This window comes from Colwellia sp. BRX10-3 (assembly GCF_014077505.1).
Taxonomy (GTDB): Bacteria; Pseudomonadota; Gammaproteobacteria; order Enterobacterales; family Alteromonadaceae; genus Cognaticolwellia.
In genome coordinates, this window is the sequence record NZ_JACGWA010000001.1 from 255,208 (window position 1) to 275,082 (window position 19,875).

16 protein-coding genes are annotated in these 19,875 nt (G+C 39.6%); 8 read left to right on the forward strand and 8 right to left on the reverse strand.

Going from position 1 to position 19,875, the window contains the following annotated elements:
* Positions 1-7 precede the first annotated feature (7 nt).
* From H4J38_RS01135 to H4J38_RS01165, 7 genes are all read left to right on the forward strand, one after another.
* On the forward strand, positions 8-1,015 hold the full coding sequence (locus H4J38_RS01135) for a DUF58 domain-containing protein (protein WP_182128658.1): 1,008 nt from the start codon (positions 8-10) through the stop codon (positions 1,013-1,015).
* The gene (locus H4J38_RS01140; protein WP_182128660.1) at positions 1,003-1,578 is read left to right on the forward strand and encodes a DUF4381 domain-containing protein; all 576 of its coding nucleotides are present in this window, start codon (positions 1,003-1,005) and stop codon (positions 1,576-1,578) included. The genes H4J38_RS01135 and H4J38_RS01140 overlap by 13 nt, the downstream gene beginning before the upstream one ends.
* The gene (locus H4J38_RS01145) at positions 1,575-2,594 is read left to right on the forward strand and encodes a VWA domain-containing protein (protein ID WP_182128662.1); all 1,020 of its coding nucleotides are present in this window, start codon (positions 1,575-1,577) and stop codon (positions 2,592-2,594) included. The genes H4J38_RS01140 and H4J38_RS01145 overlap by 4 nt, the downstream gene beginning before the upstream one ends.
* 1 nt (position 2,595) lies before the next feature.
* On the forward strand, positions 2,596-4,488 hold the full coding sequence (locus tag H4J38_RS01150; protein WP_182128664.1) for a tetratricopeptide repeat protein: 1,893 nt from the start codon (positions 2,596-2,598) through the stop codon (positions 4,486-4,488).
* Positions 4,482-6,155, forward strand: a complete 1,674-nt coding sequence (locus H4J38_RS01155; protein WP_310733420.1) for a BatD family protein — start codon at positions 4,482-4,484, stop codon at positions 6,153-6,155. Before H4J38_RS01150 ends, H4J38_RS01155 begins: the two co-directional genes overlap by 7 nt.
* A 235-nt stretch (positions 6,156-6,390) precedes the next feature.
* Positions 6,391-6,906 (forward strand): sigma-70 family RNA polymerase sigma factor, encoded by a 516-nt coding sequence (locus tag H4J38_RS01160; RefSeq protein ID WP_404842585.1) that lies wholly within the window; start codon positions 6,391-6,393, stop codon positions 6,904-6,906.
* Positions 6,899-7,612 carry a DUF3379 family protein gene (locus tag H4J38_RS01165; RefSeq protein WP_182128668.1) on the forward strand — a complete coding sequence of 238 codons (714 nt, stop codon included), beginning with the start codon at positions 6,899-6,901 and terminating at the stop codon, positions 7,610-7,612. The genes H4J38_RS01160 and H4J38_RS01165 overlap by 8 nt, the downstream gene beginning before the upstream one ends.
* 218 nt (positions 7,613-7,830) lie before the next feature.
* Here the strand turns inward: H4J38_RS01165 and putP are convergent, their stop codons facing one another.
* On the reverse strand, positions 7,831-9,315 hold the full coding sequence (putP, locus tag H4J38_RS01170) for a sodium/proline symporter PutP (RefSeq protein WP_182128670.1): 1,485 nt from the start codon (positions 9,313-9,315) through the stop codon (positions 7,831-7,833).
* Positions 9,316-9,602: 287 nt separating this feature from the next.
* Here putP and H4J38_RS01175 point away from each other — a divergent pair, with 287 nt between their 5' ends.
* Positions 9,603-10,823 (forward strand): EAL and HDOD domain-containing protein, encoded by a 1,221-nt coding sequence (locus tag H4J38_RS01175; RefSeq protein ID WP_182128671.1) that lies wholly within the window; start codon positions 9,603-9,605, stop codon positions 10,821-10,823.
* 104 nt (positions 10,824-10,927) lie between these two features.
* Here the strand turns inward: H4J38_RS01175 and galE are convergent, their stop codons facing one another.
* The 7 genes from galE to pgi form a co-directional block, all read right to left on the reverse strand.
* Positions 10,928-11,938: a UDP-glucose 4-epimerase GalE gene (gene galE, locus H4J38_RS01180; RefSeq protein WP_182128673.1), complete on the reverse strand. Its 1,011-nt coding sequence runs from the start codon at positions 11,936-11,938 to the stop codon at positions 10,928-10,930.
* 52 nt (positions 11,939-11,990) lie between these two features.
* Positions 11,991-12,947, reverse strand: coding sequence for a DHHA1 domain-containing protein (locus H4J38_RS01185; protein WP_182128675.1), 957 nt, complete (start codon positions 12,945-12,947; stop codon positions 11,991-11,993).
* Positions 12,948-13,036: 89 nt separating this feature from the next.
* Entirely contained in the window at positions 13,037-13,639 is a 603-nt protein-coding gene (gene cysC, locus H4J38_RS01190; RefSeq protein ID WP_182128677.1) for an adenylyl-sulfate kinase, read from the reverse strand.
* 12 nt (positions 13,640-13,651) lie between these two features.
* Complete coding sequence (locus H4J38_RS01195) at positions 13,652-15,379, reverse strand: SLC13 family permease (protein WP_182128679.1); 1,728 nt, start codon at positions 15,377-15,379, stop codon at positions 13,652-13,654.
* A gap of 50 nt (positions 15,380-15,429) precedes the next feature.
* Complete coding sequence (gene cysN, locus H4J38_RS01200; protein WP_182128681.1) at positions 15,430-16,833, reverse strand: sulfate adenylyltransferase subunit CysN; 1,404 nt, start codon at positions 16,831-16,833, stop codon at positions 15,430-15,432.
* A gap of 93 nt (positions 16,834-16,926) precedes the next feature.
* Positions 16,927-17,826, reverse strand: a complete 900-nt coding sequence (cysD, locus tag H4J38_RS01205) for a sulfate adenylyltransferase subunit CysD (protein WP_182128683.1) — start codon at positions 17,824-17,826, stop codon at positions 16,927-16,929.
* 135 nt (positions 17,827-17,961) lie between these two features.
* Entirely contained in the window at positions 17,962-19,608 is a 1,647-nt protein-coding gene (gene pgi / locus H4J38_RS01210; RefSeq protein ID WP_182128685.1) for a glucose-6-phosphate isomerase, read from the reverse strand.
* Positions 19,609-19,875: the final 267 nt, after the last annotated feature.

Sequence of the window (19,875 nt, forward strand, 5' to 3'; positions counted from 1 at the left end):
TACCCTTATGTGGTTTAATCAAAAAAAATCGACCGAGCAAAACAACCCTCAAACATTACTTGATGAACTGTCCAGTAATGGCATTGAATTAACCATAGATGAGCTGATTCGTTATCAGGCGAAAAGCTCACTGATTAATTTAGCAGCATCGAAAAGCTCGCATGGCAAAATGTCAGGTAATTACCTCGCCCGCAGTAAAGGCCGAGGTATGGAGTTTGATGAAGTGCGCCAATATCAAAACGGTGACGACATTCGTGCTATTGATTGGCGAGTTACGGCGCGTACAGGTAAAACGCACACAAAATTATTTCGTGAAGAAGTTGAACGCCCAGTACTTATCGCCACTGATTTAAGTACCAGCATGTTATTTGGCAGCCGTTTGCTTTTTAAATCTGTACAAGCCTCACATGTGGCTTCTCTTGTCGCTTGGCATGCGAAATCGCGTGGCGATCGCATCGGCGGTGTAGTGTTTAATCAACACAATCACACTGAACTAAAGCCGCGTAGCCGACAACAAGGCGTGCTGCATTATTTGCATGCACTCGTCAAAAGCCACGCCGACTCGATTCATATTGCTAGCGAAGCTTTAGATCGAGCACAAGCTAAATTAGCCTTTGAACAAAACTGCGCGCGCCTGCGTCATCTCGCAAAGCCGGGCAGTTTAGTGTATTTAATTACCGATGCATTTAGCCTTTCTGAAGAGGCAGTACGTCACTTAGCTAATATTAGTCGGCACTGTGAATTAGTGGTGTGCTTGATCAGCGACCCTCTCGAACAACAACTCCCCGATAGCGTGCAAAAAATTAGCGTTGCCATTACTAACGGTGACGACGAAAGACAACAATTTATACTGGGTGACAAAGCACTTGCTGAAAAATATCATCAACAAGCCATGAGCTTAAACGACACCATTGAACAACAATTAACTAAAGCAGGCGCTCGCTTACTGCACTTTTGTGCTAGTGAAACCCTGGAAATCCAATTACATCGCGGAGTAGCGTCATGGATCCGTTAGCACAACTAAGCGATATTCACCTGCCTGGTAATGTGCACAATTACCCTATTGCGCCAGGTTGGTGGCTTTTAGCCATCATTGTTTTAGCGTTAATTATTTATGCTGTAGTAAAAATACGTCAATATTTTATTAAGCGTAAAGCGCAAAAAACGGCACTAAAAAAATTATCTACCGCGACTGAAATCAGTACTATCGTCACTTTACTAAAATGGGCCACTTTACAGTATTTTCCACGAGACAAAGTAGCGCACTTAACTGGCGATGCGTTTAAAGCGTTTTTACTTACAACACTGCCTACTAAGCAACAAGATAAATTTACTGAACTTAGTGGCGAGCATTTTAATTCTGTCTATAAAAGTGATTCTGCTAGCCAAAAAATTGATGATTTTTCTGCCGCGGCAAAATTATGGCTCAGCCATGCTCTGCCGCCAAAAAAAGACTTATCTATGTTAAGCAGTTCTAAAACTAAAGATGAATACGTTTCAGTAAATAGTGTTAGTAGTACAGAAGTTGAAAATGAATCAGTCGAAGTTATTACAGAAAGTAATGGAGCAAAATCATGATCCATTTTGATTTCCTCTGGGCATTAATCGCCCTGCCTCTGCCGTTACTTGTTTATTGGTTACCCGCTAAAAAACAAGTACAAGCAGCGCCGCTGAAAATGCCAACCATCATTAAAGGCATGCAAACAAAAGAGTTTGCGCCAGAAAAGAAAAAAACATCACTGCTGATACTCAGTCTTATTTGGCTGTTAGTTGTGTCTGCCAGTACTCAGCCACAATGGTTGGGAGAAGCCGTCAATGTGCCAACTGAAGGTCGCGAAATGATGATTGCTGTCGATCTTTCCGGCAGTATGCAAGTAGAAGATATGAGCCTTAATGGCCGTAGTGTCAATCGCCTTGATATGCTAAAAGTACTGCTAGGTGAATTTATCGAACGACGCAGTGGTGACAGGTTAGGTCTTATCTTATTCGGTGACGATGCCTACATGCAAACCCCCATGACTTTTGATCGTAAAACCGTGCAACAAATGCTTGATGAAACCGTATTAGGGCTAGTCGGTAAACAAACCGCTATTGGTGATGCTATCGCACTTGCTGTTAAACGTTTTGATGAAAAGAAAGACTCGAATCGCGTATTATTGTTACTCACCGATGGCCAAAATACCGCAGGGAAAATAACCCCAGAGCAAGCGCTTGAATTGGCTGTAGCAAAAGATATCACCATATACACTATCGGTATAGGCGCCGATGTTATGATCCAAAATTCATTGTTTGGCGCTCGCCGAGTTAATCCTTCAAGTGAACTTGACGAAGAAACCCTACAGCGCATTGCTGATGAAACCGGCGGATATTATTTCCGTGCCCGCGCCAGCGAAGACATGAGTAAAATTTATACATTATTAGATGATCTAGAGCCTGTAGAACAAGAACAGCAACAAATGCGACCATTAACCGCCTTGTTCCACTGGCCTTTAGGGTTAGCTTTACTGATAAGTTTGCTGACCCTGTTAATTAAGAGTATTTCCAATGGACACTTTTTCCTCCGCAGAAAAGAAGTAACGGGAGTGAAGCATTAACATGGCTGACTTTCATTTTATTCGCCCGCTTTGGCTTTTGGCCATTATTGTCTTAATTTTCATGTTGTTTATGTTAAAAAAACTGCGTGTTAAACAATCTGGCTGGCAACAGCTTTTACCCGCACATTTAGCTAAAGTACTAGTGCAAGGAAACACAAAAGCGAAATCTAGCTCATTGGCCTTGCCCTTTTTTATTGGCTTACTTGCCATTATTGCTATGGCAGGCCCTAGCTGGCAAAAGTTGCCGCAGCCTGTATATCAAGTAGCCCAAGGCTCGGTCTTGATCATGGACATGTCGTACTCAATGTACTCAACTGACGTTTCGCCTAATCGCCTGACACGTGCGCGCTATAAAGCCATAGATCTACTCGATAATATTAAAGAAGGTGAAATAGGCCTTATCGCTTATGCTGGCGATGCTTTTAACATTAGTCCGCTAACTGGCGACAGCAATAATATAAAATTATTACTACCATCATTAAGCCCTGAGCTTATGCCGGTGCTTGGTAGTAATCCTTTCGCAGCACTTACGCTGGCCAACGAAATGTTAGTCAACGCAGGTCATAACACCGGGGATATATATTGGTTTACTGACGGCATTGATAACATAGATATTCAAGATATAACTCAGTGGTCGCGCAATCACCCTTATCGCCTTAACATTCTTGGCGTTGGCACAAAGACCGGTGCCCCTATTAAACTCAATAATGGCGAGTTGATGAAAGACGACAACGGCGCAATTATTGTGCCTAAGTTAACAGTGCAAGCATTAAGAGGACTAGCAAAACGCGGTAGAGGAAACTACACCACGCTAACTCATGATAATAAAGATATTGAACGACTCACTTTCAAAACACTGCTTAGTGACACGGACACAGACAATACCAAAGAAAGCGAAAATACCGGTGATCAATGGCAAGAGTTTGGTCCTTACTTATTGCTCTTAGTTTTGCCACTGCTATTAAGTTATTTCAGACGAGGCGCACTGCTAGTAACATTGCCGTTTGCCCTAATGTTAATGCCTAATAACAACGCTCATGCAGATCTTTGGCAAGACCTTTGGAAAACTAAAGATCAACAAGGGCAAGCGCATTTTAAAAGTGAACAATATCAGCAAGCTGCTGAGCAGTTTAAAAACCCTTTATGGCAAGGCAGTGCGCACTATAAAGCCGGTGATTACGAACAAGCCTTAGCCGCATTTCAACAAGAGAGCACCGCTGACGCCTTATATAATCAAGGTAATGCGTTGGCTAAACTACAAAAAGTTGACGAAGCGATAGCTGCCTATGATAAAGCTTTACAGCTTGATCCAAATTTAGCCGATGCCAAAAAGAATAAAGCCATTCTTGAACAGTTAAAGCAACAGCAAGAAAACCAAGAGCAAGAATCTGGTGACGATAAGCAACAACAAGACAAAGATAAAGACCAGCAAAATCAAAATGGTGAGAGTCAAGACAGCCAAAGCCAAGACGGTGAAAGCAAAGACGGTGAAAGCAAAGAAGGCGATCAACAAAAAAGTGAGCAGCAAGGTCAGCAAAACTCAGAACCACAAGACCAATCCGAACAAGGAGAATCTTCTGAGCAAAAAAATTCTGAAGAACAACAAGCGCAAAAAGATCAACAACAAACTGACAGCGAGCAGCAAGAGCAGTCAGAAGAGCAACAAGCTAAAAATGCTCAACAAGCCAAAGACGCTGAAGAGACAAATGACGCACAAAGCGCAGCAGCACAACAAGTAGCTGAGCAATTAGCTAAAGAGACCGAACAAAAACATCAACAGTTACTGAATAAAGTAACCGATGATCCCTATATGTTACTGAGAAATAAAATGCAGTTAGAGTATCAAAAACGTAATCAAGACCGCCGAAATGTAGGAGTTAAGAAGAAGTGGTAAAAGTTATAATTACTTTGTTAGCTATTTTATTATCACTTAATAGCTACGCGTTAACAAAAGTTAGTGCAACGGTTGATAAAAATCCAGCGGTGGTTAATGAATCATTAATATTAACCGTTGTTGCTGATGATGATATCGACAGCAACGCCTTAGATACATCAACACTGTTAGGTGACTTTATTGTTGGCCGAACATCGGTAAGTTCACAAACCAGCATGGTGAACTTTGACACCACTCGCACCACTACCTGGACCACAGTACTCATTCCGCGCAAGCCAGGAGAACTTATCATTCCTGCGTTTAATATCGACGGTGTAAAAACACAAGTTATCGCTATTAAAGCCCTAGCAGCAGACAAATTAACGGCTTCGAATCAACAAGAATTGTTTATTACCACGCAAGTCTCAGCCACCGATTTATACGTACAACAGCAAATTACGCTGACGGTAAAATTACACTTCGCAGCAGAGCTAAAACGTGGCAGTTTGACCGAACCTAGCTTAACAGGCGCTAATATTTTACAAATCGGCAAAGATAAAGAATCTGAAAATATTATCAACGGTAAACGTTATCGTATTATCGAACGAGTTTATGCCATTAGCCCACAACAAAGTGGTGATGTGGTATTAAAATCTCCGATTTTTTCTGGCGAGATCATCATGCCATCAGCAAGGCGATCTAACTTTTTAAGTTTCGCGGATACTAAACCTGTCAGTATCATTGGTGATGATATTGCGTTAACGGTTAAAGCTATTCCAACACAAATCAGCGGTGCATGGTTACCTAGCGAATTACTAGCCTTACATCAAGAATGGCAACCCGTACCCAGCCAATTTAAAGTGGGTGAACCTATCACCCGCACCATTACACTTACCGCAGCGGGGCTTTCAAAAGAGCAACTCCCCGAAATCACCATGGAAGTACCCCAAGGTCTTAAAGTTTACCCCGATCAAGAAGAACTCCACACTGGCCTAAACAATGAACGTTTAGTCAGTCAAAAAGTGGTAAATTTTGCCATTGTTGCAAGTCAAGCGGGTGAGTATCAATTGCCTGAAATTACTATTCCTTGGTGGAATACTGTGACGAATAAAGCAGAAATAGCAAAAATACCTGGGCAAAAAATCATAATTTTACCTAACGCTGATATAGCCCCAAGCACGATACAGCAACCACCCAGCGTTAACCTTGAAAGTCCAACACAACCAAGGGTGGTAGAAACGGTAATCATTCAAAAAGACAACTTCTTGCAATGGCTATTTTTAGCTTTATGGCTATTAACATTATTAGCTTGGTATATAACCGCTAAGCGTCCTTTTAAGATTAAGCAAACGTCTAGTGCGACTAATGGCAAGGTCAATAATGCTCACCTTGCTATATTGGCGGCATGTAAACAAAATAATGGCGAATTAGCCTTAGCCTCTTTACTGCCTTGGGCGCAATCGCAAGCATCAGTTAATAATCAAAGCGATGCACTAACAACCCTTGATTCATTACATGAATATTTTAGCGACAAAGCGCTTTCTGACGCCATAGTTGAGCTTCAACAAAGCTATTATGGCAAAAGTCCTAGCCAATGGTCAGGCAACAATCTTCTCGATGCAATACAAACGCTACATAAAAAAAATCATGTTAAATCAGCTCATTCTGCAATAGCCCTTAATCCTTAAACCTTAAACCTTAAACCTTAAACCAAATGTTTACCTAAAAAGGAGCTATAGCCAATAGCTCCTTTTATATTTTCTCAATAATATTCAATATTCGTTAGCCTTACGCCCAATCACTGTGATTTTCTGCCAATATTATTTCCACTAACAATCAGGCTGTTATTCACGTTATAGTAAAACTATGTAAAAAAATGCATTAGTGCGAAATAAAATGACAAAGCCTCAGGTCTCTTACAACATGGCGACAAAACAAGTTAGATACGAAGCACTCGTTAAAGCATTGCATGCAGATTTATATCGGTATGGCTACTGGTTATGCCACGACAAGCATATTGCTGAAGACTTAGTGCAAGAAACATTTTTACGTGCATGGCGCGCGCTTGACTCGTTGAAAGACGAAAAGGCAGCAAAGTCATGGTTAATTACTATTCTGCGCAGAGAAAACGCACGTAGGTTTGAACGCAAGCGTTTTGAGATGAGTGAATATGAAGAAGCAACCATTACTGATGTTAAAGCAACCAGTAGTGAACAGGAAATTGAAAACCATTGGCTACGTGAAAAAATAGCCCAAATGCCTGAAGAGTATCGTGAACCCTTAGTTTTACAGGTCATTGGTGGTTTTACTGGTGAAGAAATTGCCAGCATGTTGTCACTGAATAAAAATACCGTTATGACACGATTATTTCGTGCTCGCAATCAATTGAAAGAGGCCGTAGACAACGAGCCAAAATTAAGAGGTCTACACAATGGATGATTTGCAATTTAGACGTAGCATAATAGCAGATCCAAAAAATCGTGATGATGCGATCAATGCTGCCATAAAAGATGATCCAACAAAGCAAAAGTTTGCCTACGAACTTGACGCATTAGAAAATAAAATTTCACAAGCAATGAATATTCCTGTGCCTGACGATTTAGCTAATAAGTTAATTTTACGCCAAACATTGGCTAGCCATCAGCAACATAAACGTAAAACACGTGCTCGATTAGCCATGGCAGCATCTGTCGCATTTGTGATGGGTTTAACCGTTAACTTTGTGATGTTTTCTAGCACCTATAAAAACTTAGGTGACTATGCCATTGCGCATGTAAACCATGAGGCATCGTACTTCTCTAATAATGATCAGCCAAATGTCACGTTAGCCTCATTAAACGATAAAATGGCAGCTTTTAAAGGTAGTTTTGATAGTACCTTTGGCACACTAATTTTTGCTGATTATTGTCGCTTTGACGGCAGCAAAAGCCTACACTTGGTGTTTCAAGGTCAATCAAGCCCAGTAAATATATTTATCTTACCAGATGACGAAGACATAAAGTTTATTGCTAGTTTTGCCAATGATAAATTACAAGGCAAGTCATTAAACTTTAATCATTCGAATATCATAGTTGTAGGTGATAAAAATGAGCCTATACAACAATGGCAAGAACGCGTTAAAAAGAATATTACATGGTCAATTTAGTGGTTGGTTTAACTAGCTACACTATTTAATAACAGCCCTGCACTGAATTTTTATTCTGTACTCTGTTAAACATAAATAATTGTCAAAAAAGTGGCCATAAAAATGGTCATAAAAAAGTCGTTAATGAATTCATTAACGACTTTTTTTATGACTAAATTCTTAATTGATCGTTATACCCCTCGGATCATATGTATTGATCCAAGGGGTAAAAGTATTAACTAATGTTTAGCAGCAACCTGATCAAATAGTGTTTCTATTTCTGGCTGCTCTTTTGTCGTTAATAGACTGACCACCACAATAGCAATACTTGCCATAATAAAGCCTGGTACTATTTCATACATAACGGCACTCAGCTGCTGTCCATCAATCGTTATAGGGGCATAAATCCACACTAAAACGGTAATAGCACCGGTTAACATGCCAGCTAACGCACCATGTCGATTCATTTTCTTCCAGTAGAGGCTCATAATAACTAAAGGTCCAAATGCAGCACCAAAACCGGCCCAAGCATTACTAACCAAGGTTAATATCGAACTTTCTCTATCGTAGGCAAGAAAAATAGCGACAAGTGCAACCAAAGCTACTGATAATCGGCCAACAAACACTAATTGCTTTTCACTAGCGTTTTTATTCAAAAATGCCTGATAAAAATCACCGGTTAATGAGCTTGAAGTCACTAATAATTGTGAAGAAATAGTACTCATAATCGCCGCTAATATCGCAGCAAGTAAAAAGCCAGCAATAAGGGGGTGAAACAACACTTGACCCAATAAAATAAATATTGTTTCTGCATCATCGACTACCAAGCCGGTTTTAGCCACGTAAGCTACACCAGCAAAACCGGTAGCCATAGCACCAAATAATGATACGATCATCCAACTCATACCTATTCTTCTAGCAGCAGGTAAATCGTCTACCGAACGAATAGCCATAAAACGTACAATGATATGCGGTTGACCAAAATAGCCTAGCCCCCATGCCATGGCAGAAATTATCGCGACAATACTCACGCCACTAAAAAAGTTTAAAAACTCAGGGTTTATCTGTTCAATAGTTTTAAGCATAGCGTCAGTACCGCCCACATCTGATACCGCAACAAATGGCACCAGCACTAAAGCAATAAACATAATACAGCCTTGCACAAAGTCAGTCATACTCACCGCTAAGAAACCACCAAATAGCGTATAAAGTACAACAACACCAGCTGTAATATACAAACCTATTTCATAGCTTAAACCAAATGAACTTTCAAATAGCTTGCCACCTGCAACAATGCCTGAAGAAGTGTAAAGGGTAAAAAATAAAATAATAACAATCGAAGAAGTGATGCGTAATGCACGTGAATTATCGGCAAAGCGATTTTCAAAAAAGTCTGGCAAAGTTATTGAGTCATTTGCCATCTCGGTATAAGTTCTTAATCTTGGAGCTACGATCAGGTAATTTAAATACGCACCAAGCATCAAGCCAAAAGAAATCCAAACGCTACTTAAACCAACGGTGAACATTAGCCCAGGAACACCCATCAACATCCAACCACTCATGTCAGATGCCCCAGCAGAAAGCGCAGTTACCCCAGGGCCTAAACTACGTCCTCCGAGCATAAAACCCGAAACATCACTTGTTGATTTTCTATAGGCATATAAACCTATTCCCAACATTACAATAAAATATAGTGCCAATGAAATCATTGTTCCTAAAGCCATTTAACCTCCCAAAAAAAATATACCAATCGAGCTAATTTATCACGAGTAAACAATAATTACTCGTTTGGTAAGTAAACTGTGTAAATAAATAGCACTTTGCTAGTCAATTGAACACAAAGAAGAATAATATGACTAGTTAATAGTTGATTCCATGTTTTTTCGTGAGTATTAACATTTATTTGTGTTATAAATAAGGAAGCTAATGTGCAAATAAATTTTGCCAAACAATAATACTAAGTAATAATAATAAAATTATCCGTATAACAGCGGATTAATTAGGAATTTGTATGTATTTTTATGCAGCTAGGCAGCCCATTCTAGACATAGATAAAAATCTATTTGCCTACGAGCTATTGTTTCGCGATAGCATAATTAATGTTTTCCCTGATATTGATGGCGACGAAGCCACAACAAAAATGATTGAAGCCAGTAGCTTTAATCTGGGCATTAGTGAATTTACCGGTAATAAACCTGCCTTTATCAATTTCACCTTAGAAACGTTGATTAAAGGCTACCCAGAAACTTTAACTACAGATGAACTAGTTGTCGAAATTTTAGAGACAGTTAAGCCGGGTAAAAAACTATTATCGATATGTAAAGATTTACATCAAAAAGGTTACACCCTCGCCCTTGATGATTATATTCATCAATCGGTTTGGCAGCATTTTTACCCTTTCATACATATCATTAAAATTGACTGGCAAGACACCACAGTAGACACCATCAAAGAAGTAAAAATCGCGATAGCAGACTTTCCGCATATAAAGTTACTCGCGGAAAAAGTTGAAACCTATGAAGAATATAACCAAGCGTTAGAATTAGGTTTTGAATTATTTCAAGGCTTCTTTTTTGCCAAACCCGAGATGATGAAAACCAAAAGTCTATCGCCATCACAAGTATCTATGGCAGAATTACTCTATGAAACATCAAAAAAAGATGTAGATTTAGCCAGTATCACAGCAGTCTTTGAACGTGATGTGACTTTGTCTTATAAATTACTACGTTATGCAAATTCAGCTATTTTTAAACGCCGTAGTGAAATTTCAACAATAAAACAAGCGCTTGTTACTTTAGGTTCGACAGAGTTAAAACGCTTCTTGGGCTTAATGTTTGCAGCAAACATTAATCCCGAAAAGCCTTCTGAACTGATTAATGGCGCCATGGCCCGAGCAAAATTTTGTGAATTAATGGCAAGCCAAGTTAAATCACCTATAGATAATTCTATCGCCTTTTTAACTGGTTTATTGTCGTTAATTGATGCCATAGTTGACGAAGACTTAGAAAGTATTCTCACTAAGCTACCACTAGCCCAAGAAATAAAAGATACCTTATTAACTCGCGAAGGTGATACGGCTGCTTTAATTATGCTCTTAGAACTTATTGAACGAGCAGAGTGGTCTAAAACCACAGCAGTAATGGAAAAGCTTGGCTTAGAAAAAGCCAGCGTCCTTAAAAGCTATAATGAAGCAATCGCTTGGGCTGATGAACAAACCATTGCCAATTATTAGTCCTTAAAAACTGATTAACAGAACACCAAAAAAAAACCTAATATTAGAATATTAGGTTTTTTTGTCGCTATTTTTTAGCTAGGCTTTAGTGATCTATCGCTTAACTATTCAAAACCATTAGGATTTTGTGACTGCCAGCGCCAAGTATCTGCAATCATAGTGGCCAAATCACGTTTTGCATGCCAACCAAGTAAGGTATTAGCGACACTTGCATCGGCGTAAACGGTGGCAATGTCCCCAGCACGACGTGGTGCAATGTTATATGGGATATCTTGCCCTGAAATATTTTTAAAAGTATTAACAATTTCTAAAACCGAGGTGCCATTCCCTGTGCCTAAATTAATCGGTACACAGCCTTTAATTTCGCTTAATTTTTCTAACGCTTTAACATGCCCTTGAGCTAAATCAACCACATGAATGTAATCTCGAACCCCTGTGCCATCAGGTGTTTGGTAGTCATCACCAAAAATTTGCAACTGAGCTAATCGACCAACAGCCACTTGTGAAACGTAAGGTAATAAGTTATTTGGAATACCATTAGGGTTTTCACCAATAAGGCCAGACTCGTGTGCGCCAATCGGATTAAAGTAACGTAAACAGGCAATAGACCATTGCTCATCACTGCGGGCTAAATCAAATAAAATATTTTCAATCATTAATTTGGTTTGACCGTAAGGATTAGTCGCAGATGTTGGCATAGTTTCATCAAGTGGCGAAGGGTTATTCTCACCATAGACTGTGGCTGACGAACTAAACACTAAATTTTTAACATTCTGCTCAGCCATTACTTGCAACAGCGTTACCGAACCAGAAACATTATTATGATAATAACTTAACGGAATTTCACTCGACTCACCTACCGCTTTTAAACCAGCAAAATGAACAACAGCTTCAATGTCATGTTGCTGAAATATTTTCGTTAATGCTTGGCGATCACATATATCGGCTTGAATAAATGTTACTGACTTACCGGTAATTTGTTTAATACGATCAAGTACTAATGTTGAAGAATTAGATAAGTTATCAACAATAACAATATCTTTATCTAGCGCAAGTAATTCAACAACCGTGTGGCTACCAATAAAACCTGTTCCACCTGTGATCAACAAACTCATTTTAAATCCTTATAAGGTTTATTCAGTTAACGCTTCTAAAAGCGAACATAATCTATTGATAATATTTTGACACTAACGCAATGAAGTTACCAAGTTTTTCTTTCGGTAACTGGTTGATTCCTGCCGCAGCTGCTCTACCACCACCGGTGTCAAATTGCGCACAAAGTTCGCCCGCGCCTACTTTATTGTTGATAGGAGCACGTAAGCTTACCGTGTAACTACCGTCTAAATTTAAAGTGATAACTGCATGCGCTTTATCAGGGTTTTGATTGGCCAACTCATTACCATAAACACCACTAACTCGGCGCGACCATGCGGCATCTTCAAGCTCTATAACCTGCAAAGCGGCATCGTCATGTAATGCGCTCGCTTGTTTGGCTTGTGCCATGTCACTTAGGTAAGCCTGCTCAAGCACGGTAAATATGGAGTTTTCTTCGTTAACTAAGGTAAAAGGATCTGGATAACTAAGTAAGGTAGTAAATAAAACATCAGGAGCGATATGTAAATCATCAACGGTTCGGCCATAGCCGTTATAGTTAATATAAACCCCTAACGCTTTCAGCTGTGCTTGTTCTTTATCTGACAAACCAGCTTGCTGCGCTAACTGCTCAGCCGCAATTAACATATTATCGCCAAACGCCGCCACAATAGCCCATAAAGCGAATTGACCCGCTAAATATTTATTGACCAATAAACTGGTACAAGTATTAGCGTCTGTATCAATAATATCGTGTAAATATGGCGAGCTTGGCACTAAACCTGTACGGTGATGATCAACATAAAACACCTCAACATTGTTAGTAAGCAAGCCAGCCAATGCTGAAATATTTTTTTCCATAGAAATATCAAGTACGGTCACTGACGTTGCCATACCAACAGGCACTTGCTGCAATAATTGAATATCGCGCTTAACACCCGTGATCAACTTTGAAGCCCTAGGCTCCGCTAAACGTAATTGTAACAGGGCGATAATACCGTCAGCATCACCATTAAAAACATCATAATGCACGCAAATAACTCCTATAAAAATGTTTAACTATGACTAAAAAACAGCTGTCAGCTCTAAACTGTCAGCTTAAAACTTCTCTTAATATTCTCTTAATCTCTAACAAAACCCTGCGCAATAAGGTAATCAACCACTTGTTGAGCACATTGTTCAATACTTTTATTAGCAGTATCAATATGAATAGCGGGGTTTGTCGGCGCTTCGTAAGTAGAATCTATCCCAGTAAAATCTTTAATCTCACCTGCGCGGGCTTTTTTATAAAGACCTTTAGGATCACGTTGTTCGCAAATAGCGATTGGCGTATCAATAAATACTTCAATAAATTCGCCAGCATCAAGCTTATTTGCGGCCATTGCGCGATCAGCAGCAAAGGGAGATATAAACGCTGTTGATACAATTAAACCGGCATCAACAAATAGCTGGGCTACTTCGCTAATACGACGAATATTTTCAACTCTGTCTTCATCGCTAAAGCCTAAATCGCCATTCAAGCCATGGCGAACATTATCACCATCAAGCAAATAACTATGACACTTACGTTGAAATAATAAAGTATCTACAGCATTAGCGACGGTTGATTTACCCGAACCACTAAGGCCGGTGTACCATAATAAACAAGCTTTTTGCTGTTTTAGTTCAGCACGTTGGGTTTTGCTTACTTGTTGTGTGTGCCAAACGGTATTTTCTGTTTTCATATTATTCCATCTTTAAAAAGGAAATATTTGTGGTATCAACATTAACACCACGAAACTATAAGTCAGTGTTATCGGCCAACCAAATTTAATAAAATCAGCGACCTTATAATTGCCAGCATTAAACACCATAATATTAGTTTGATAACCATAAGGGCTAATAAAACTGCCGCTAGCGCCAAAGGCAACCGCCATCACTAAGGGTAAAGGGCTAACACCTAAGCCTATAGCAATATTAAAAGCAACAGGGAAAACTAAAGCCGCTGCGGCGCTATTTGTAATAACTTCGGTCAATACTAAAGTAATGAAAAATATCACCACTAAAGCGATTATCGCACTTTGCCCTGCCAATAATTGTTCAATCTCATTAGCAAAAATGGCCGCAACACCACTATGTTCAAACGCCTGCGCTAAGGTTAAGGCACCTAGCACAATTAGCCATATTTCAATCGGGAAACGGCGCTTAATTTCATTCACTGTTAAACACCCAGTTAAAATTAACAAGGCGAGATAAAACATTAAGCTCGACAGTAAACTTATACTGCTAACCATGGTCAAGGCTATAGCAATTATAAAACCAAAAATGGCTAAAGAGTCACGCCAGCCTGAAAGTATATTGTCAGGTTTATGACCGGAAAGAATAAAAAAGTTTTTCGTTAAATTAGTGCGAGCACAAAAATCAGAGCCAACCGCTAATACTAAAAAATCACCGGCTTGAACGGTAATATCACCTAGTTTGCCTGAAAGTGAAGTGCCTTCACGGCGAATAGCGACAACAGCAGCATCAAATCTTGCCCGAAAGCCTGCCGATTTTAAGGTTTCCCCTACGATAGCAGAATCAGGTTTAATCAAGACTTCGGTCAAGTTTTCACGCAGTAGACCATTTTGCTCAGCAAATAGCGTTAAGCCATCAAATTGCTGTAATACCAGTACTTTACTGATATCACCACTAAAAATCAGTCTATCCTGCGGCTGAATCACTTCATCAGGTGTTACCGGTGAAATAAGCCGCCCATTACGCACTAATTCAACTAAAAAAAGCGTATCTAAATTTCTTAAGCCATTATCTTCAATGCTTTTACCCACAAGTTTAGAGTTTTGCTTTACCTGCGCTTCAACCAGATATTCCTTAACCTCTAATTGCTCGTTTGGCATGTCAGCTAAAGTATTTTGGCGCAGTAATATAATCAGTAAACATGCAACAAGTGCAGCGCCACCGACAAGGGTGAAATCAAAAAAACCTAAGCTTTCTTGACCTTGTTCAAGCCAAAGTGAGTTAACAATTAAGTTAGTTGAAGTACCAATTAAGGTTAAGGTGCCACCAAGAATAGCGGCGAATGATAAGGGTAATAATAATTTACCGGGATTAACGACGGTGTTTTTTTTCACTACCGAAATTAGCGTAGCTACCACAGCAGTATTACTAATTAATGCCGAACTTAACGCCGTAAAAACAAGCGTTCTAAAACTTGCAGTAGCTGCTTTACCGTTCAGCATTAGCGCTGATATACGCCTTATAATACTGGTGCGTTCATAAGCAAAAGAACATAACACCAGTAATAATAACGTCACTAAACCAGGGTTTACCGCATTGCTGAGGATATCATCGGTACTAACAAATGACGCAGCTAAACACAGTAACGTTGTGCTACCAAAAACGCGCTCGGGTTTATTTGGCAAACAAACAAGCCCGATTAGCGTTAATGCAAATATTACGACTAATAGCCACTGCGTTAACAACATAATGTAAACCTAACCCTGACTGTGTGCAAAAGTGAAATAGACAATAAATACTATTTCAATAAATCGCGCGCGCCCCAATGTGGAAAGTGCTTACGAACTAAGGTATTAAGCTCTTGCTCAAACGCTGAGTATTCATGCTCTTGCTGTGCGTCAAGTGCGCTATTGATCATACCAGCGCCCACTGTAACATTGCTCAAGCGGTCAATAATAATAAAAGCACCTGTAGCCTTATTATCACCATAAGCATCGAAATGTAACGCTTCAGCTAGTTCGAATTGAGCAACACCGATTTCGTTTAACGCTAATTGGTCAACATCAAGCTTCTCTAATGTATTTACATCAATGCGGTGGTCAATTTTAATTGCGTGCCCTGTAGTGAGCTTACTACCATGCTTAATATAATACTCACGGCCTGGTTCTAGCTCATCTTCATGCATCCAAACAATAGTGGCACTTAGCTCTTTGGCTGATGAAGGAAGATTGTCTTTTTTAACAATCATTTCACCGCGACTGATATCTATTTCATCTTCTAAGGTCAAAGTAACGGCCATGCCATGGTCGGCGCGCTCAATATTGCCTTCAAAAGTAACTATCGATTTTATCTTACTTTGCTTGCCTGATGGTAAAGCAACAATTTCATCACCAACGCGAATATGCCCTGATGCAACCGTTCCTGCAAAGCCCCTAAAATCTAAGTTTGGACGATTAACATACTGCACTTGCAAACGAAACTGGGTGAAATGTTTTTGGTCATCAACTTTAATGGTATTTAATAACTTCATTAAAGTTGCGCCAGGATACCAAGACATATTGCTACTTTCTTCAACAACATTATCGCCATTTAGGGCTGAAATTGGCACAAAACGCACATCTTCAAAAGCTAAGTCATCGGCAAAATTTCGGTAGTCTTTTTTAATTTCTTGATAACGCTCTTGGCTATAATCAACCAAGTCCATTTTGTTAACCGCAACTAATACATGCTTAATACCTAACAATGAGCAGATAAAAGAATGACGACGTGTTTGCACTTGCACACCATGGCGAGCATCAATCAAAATAATTGCTAAGTCACAGTTCGAAGCACCCGTTGCCATATTGCGAGTATATTGCTCATGGCCAGGAGTATCGGCAATAATAAATTTACGTTTATCGGTGGCAAAATAACGATAAGCAACATCAATGGTAATGCCCTGCTCACGCTCTGATTGCAAACCATCAACTAACAAAGCTAAATCGATAGCTTCACCGGTAGTACCCGACTTTTTACTGTCGTTTTCAATTGCCGCTAATTGATCTTCAAAAATCATTTTTGAATCATGTAACAAACGACCAATTAGGGTACTTTTACCGTCATCAACGCTACCACAAGTAAAAAAGCGCACCATTTCTTTGTTTTCATGCTGCTTTAAATAAGCTTCAATATCTGTTTCAAGTAAGTCTTCTTTCTGACTCATGTTTTTTCCTTGGAAATCTCTACTCGACAAATTGTCGATATAATTAAAATGCTAATACAGTTAAATAACTTAAACTATTTTTTTAAAACAGCTTTAAAAATAACCTTCCATTTTTTTCTTCTCCATTGAGCCTGCCGAGTCGTGATCAATCACGCGGCCTTGGCGTTCAGAGGTTTTGGTTAATAGCATTTCTTGAATAATTTCAGGTAAAGTTGTGGCTGTTGACTCAACAGCGCCCGTTAACGGGTAGCAACCTAAAGTTCTAAAGCGTACGCTTTTCATTTGTACCACTTCATCTTTACCTATTGGCATACGGTCGTCATCAACCATAATTAACGTGCCGTCACGCTCAACTACTGGGCGTTTTTCAGCTAAGTACAGCGGTACAATTGGAATACTTTCTAGGTAGATATATTGCCAAATATCAAGCTCGGTCCAATTCGACAATGGAAATACGCGAATACTTTCGCCTTTATTAACTTTGCCGTTATAAATATTCCACAGCTCAGGACGCTGGCTTTTAGGATCCCAACGATGGTTTTTATCACGGAATGAATACACACGCTCTTTCGCACGAGACTTTTCTTCGTCACGGCGTGCACCACCAAATGCAGCGTCAAAACCATATTGGTCAAGCGCTTGCTTTAATCCTTGGGTTTTCATCACATCGGTATGCTTAGCACTACCATGTTCAAAAGGGCTAATATTCATCGCCATGCCTTCAGGGTTTTTATGTACCCGAAGATCAAAACCATATTCCTTCGCCATTTGATCACGAAATTCAATCATTTCTTTGAATTTCCAATTGGTATCAACATGTAATAGCGGAAACGGTATTTTTCCAGGTGCAAAGGCTTTTCGGGCAAGATGGAGCAGAACGGCTGAGTCTTTTCCAACCGAGTAAAGCATCACAGGATTATCAAATTCTGCGGCAACTTCTCGAATAATGTGAATAGATTCGGCTTCTAGCTTTTGTAAATGGGTTAAATGCATTGCTGTTCACTAATGGTGGCATAATATTATTGATTAATATCATGCCACATTGATAAATCATTATCCATATAAGTAAAAGATTGGTTATACCAAAAAGGTATAAAAAAATAAAAGGTAAAACTTCTAAGACTATAATTAAACTTGAGTTAAATTATTTTTATAGCGACGGATCAACGCAAGCGACGAAGCGGAAAGCTTTTCACTGTCAATATCAGCCATTGGCTGCGCCATCACATTCAGTACTTCATTACCCAGTTGCTTGCCTAATTCAACGCCCCACTGGTCGTATGAATTAACTTGCCAAATAACGCCTTGCACAAATATTTTATGCTCGTAAAGGGCTAGTAAAGCACCAAGAGAATGCGGGTCTAACCGCTCCATCAAAATGGTATTACTTGGGGTATTACCTTTCATGGTTTTATGCGCAGCTAACCTATTCGCTTCGGCCTCACTTGCTCCAGCATTAAGTAACTCGGCTTGTGCTTGTGCCAACGTTTTACCCTGCATTAGCGCTTCACTTTGGGCAAAACAATTCGCCACTAACGCGTCATGATTCGCTAAATGCTCGCTCGTTGGCGCAAGCGAAAGAATAAAGTCGGTAGGAATAATATCAGCACTTTGATGCATTAACTGCATAAAAGCATGCTGGCCATTCGTACCTTCTTGACCAAAAACCACCGGCGCAGTTAAATAATTAAGCGTTTTACCTTCAACAGAAACCGACTTACCGTTACTTTCCATATCGGTTTGCTGCAAATAACCAGGTAAAGCTCTAAGCGCATGGTTATAAGGTAAAATAGCTAAGCTTGGGTAACCTAAGCCATTACGATTCCAAATACCCAACAAGGCCATAATAACCGGCATATTTTGCTCGAACGCGGTATTTTTAAAATGCTCGTCCATTGCATGGGCACCAGCTTTTAAAGCATTAAAATGCGTATTACCAATAATCAATGCCAGTGGTAAACCTACCGCTGACCATAACGAAAATCGGCCTCCTACCCAATCCCACATTGGCAAAATGTTTTCTGCATTTATACCAAATTGTGTCGCAGCCGCAATATTAGTGCTTACCGCATACCAGTGTTGAGCAATAATTTCAGCCGGTGAATTATCGCTATCAGCTAAAGCTTTAAGCATCCAGGCTTTAACGATAATGGCGTTCAGTAGGGTTTCTTGAGTAGAAAAGGTTTTAGAAATAACCACCACGAGTGTGGTTGAGGCATTAAGTTTAGCAAATTTTTCTTGTGCAGCGTCACCATCAACATTAGCCAGCACATGAGCTTTCAAACCTTGCTGATGATAAGGAACCAGTGCCGACAAGGCCACTTTTACACCGTAATATGAGCCGCCAATACCAATAGCGAGAATATCAGTAAACTTTTCACCCGTAATCGAGCGAACATTACCTGATTGCACATCATCAACAATCTTCGCCATTTTAGCTTCAGTATCAATAACCTCTTGCGCCTCTGCACCTAAAACATCATGTTTCATCGTATCTGGCGCACGTAATACCGTATGTAATACCGCACGTTGTTCTGTGCAATTTAATTCATCACCAGCAAACTGAGCCGCTATTTTACCGGCAAGGTCAACTTGCTCAGCCAAAGTAAATAACGGAGTAAACTCGCTATCAACAATATTTTGCTTAGCATAATCTAAAAATAAACCCGCGGCCGAAACCGAATAATTTTCACTTCGCTTACCGTCGGCAAATAGTGAAAATATATTGCGCGTTAATGCCAGTTCAGTAAACTGCGATAAATTAGTTACGTCCATATACCTATACTTTTAATAAATGAGTGTTAATAAAGAAATATGCCAATGCACCTGTGGGTCGGACTTTAGCCCGTCAACCCCAAGCCAGCCAAGAAATATCATAACCTATGAAGCGACACTTCACGTAAAAAAACAACAAAATAATTCACATGAAGAAAAGAAGGAGGACTACAGGAGGTTAAACACTAACAATACAAAATACTTTTAAATATTTAAAGTCCTACCTCATTCACTTCTCATTGTTTCCTCCCTGTAAAAAAATCATTC